This is a genomic window from Paracoccus marinaquae, assembly GCF_018860165.1.
Classification (GTDB): Bacteria; Pseudomonadota; Alphaproteobacteria; order Rhodobacterales; family Rhodobacteraceae; genus Paracoccus; species Paracoccus marinaquae.
The window spans coordinates 1-1835 of the sequence record NZ_JAHKNG010000108.1; the positions used below are offsets into that span (position 1 = coordinate 1).

General features: G+C 56.7%; 1 protein-coding gene and 1 tRNA gene. One reads left to right on the forward strand and one right to left on the reverse strand.

Features of this window, described 5'->3' with window-relative positions:
• Nucleotides 1-325 precede the first annotated feature (325 nt).
• Nucleotides 326-419 (reverse strand) — tRNA-OTHER (locus tag KNW02_RS20460).
• Between the two features lie 131 nt (nt 420-550).
• Between KNW02_RS20460 and KNW02_RS20465 the strand changes: the two genes are divergently transcribed.
• Entirely contained in the window at nt 551-1768 is a 1218-nt protein-coding gene (locus KNW02_RS20465; RefSeq protein WP_216035021.1) for a tyrosine-type recombinase/integrase, read from the forward strand.
• The last annotated feature ends 67 nt before the right edge of the window (nt 1769-1835 follow it).

Genomic DNA, 1835 nt, shown 5'->3' on the forward strand with positions numbered 1-1835 from the left:
CACATCCGCATTGCCCTCATGAACCGCTTCAACGCTCTCGGCCAAGCGGAGATCGAACGCGTCGCCTAAGATCGCGGGGGAAAGGCGCAAGCTCGGCTCAAACCGGCGTTCTGCAACAACGCCGATCGCCGCCTGCGTCGATGTCATGCGCGCCAACGTCCTCGACGGGCCGGTGCCGTTCCGGCGCGCCTATCTGCGTGCCCTCATCGACAATGTCGAAGTGGACGATGCAGAAATCCGCATTCACGGAAGGCGGACAGTTCTGGAGCGGCTGGTGATGGGCGGCGGGGCGGCTCCGGCAGGAGTGCCCAGTTTTGTTCGTAAGTGGCGCACCCGAGAGGATTCGAACCTCTGGCCTCCGCCTTCGGAGCAATTATTAGCAGTCTATCCGAAATGTGCGATGGACTACGCTACAGTGCGATAAAACACTGAAATAACTTTACTTTCCAGCGCATCACGACGGAAAAACGTAACCGGCTCTACGCTGTGGTTTTCCCCCAAGTGCTTACGTGGTGCTTACGCGAGAGCCCGACTGGAAAGGATAGATTCCATGCCAAAGATATCGAAACGGCTTGTTGAGAGTGCCATAACCAAACCCAACGACTACGTCATCTGGGACGATGACCTACCCGGTTTCGGGCTGAGAGTCTTCGCGTCTGGCAAGCGCAGCTATGTGATCCAATATCGATGCAACGGATCTTCCCGGCGTTTCACCATTGGCCTTCACGGTATCTGGACGCCTGAGACTGCACGACGCGAGGCGAAAGCACAACTCGGGCGCGTGGCTCAAGGCGACGATCCGGCTGAAGAAAAGCTGGAGGACCGAAATGCCATGACGATCAAGGAGCTTTGCGAACGCTATATTGGCGATCTCCATGCCGGACTCATCCAAGGTAAACGCGGTCGACCCAAGAAGCCAGCGACAATCACTACCGATATCGGCAGAATCAATGGCCATATCATCCCAATCCTCGGCAAGAAGCGCGTGCGCGATCTGAGTAAGGCTGATGTGACGAAGATGATGAACGACATCCTGATCGGGAAAACGCGCGCGGTCATGAAGACCAAGAACCTTCGCGGCAAATCCATTCTTCGCGGCGGACCAGGGGCGGCAAGTCGTACTGTCGGCTTACTCGGCGGGATTCTTACCTATGCGAATGACGCCGGGATTGTGGATCGAAATGTTGCCCATGGCATCAAGAAACCAAAGGATCAGGTTCGAAACCGGCGCCTAAGCACCGCTGAATATCGGGATATGGGTGAGGCGCTGAAGCGTGCGGCAACAGACCCCGATCTTGCGATGATGGCCGACATAGTGCGTCAGATTGCTCTGACCGGCTGTCGGCGCAGCGAAATCATTGCTTTGCGGTGGAGCGACGTGGACCTCTCGAACAGTTGCCTACGACTGTCGGATTCAAAGGAAGGTGCGTCGATCCGCCCGATTGGCCTTCCGGTGGTCGAGTTCCTGGAGATGCAGCGCGAAGTTGCTACGGGAGATTACGTGTTTCCTGGATCGCGGGGTGGCAAGGCGTATGGCGCCTTTCCCAACAAGTGGAGGAAGATCTTCGCCGGGACTGCACTTGAGACGATCACAGCCCATGTCCTTCGGCACAGTTTTGCGAGCATTGCCAATGATCTTGGCCTCAGTGAGATCACAATTGCAGCACTCCTTGGCCATGCCAACAGTTCGGTGACCAGTAGATATGTCGTAAGCGGCGCCTGTGCCCCACCTTCCTTGTTTTCACACGGTCTGAGATTTCGCGCCTGACGGAGATTGTGCGGGAGTTTCGCGATGGCGACTACGGTGGAGTTTCTCAGGGACTATGGGGTAGACA

Bases quoted from the DNA above. Each gene is read 5' to 3' on its own strand.
- KNW02_RS20465 (WP_216035021.1), top strand. From the start codon at position 551: ATGCCAAAGATATCGAAACGGCTTGTTGAGAGTGCCATAACCAAACCC.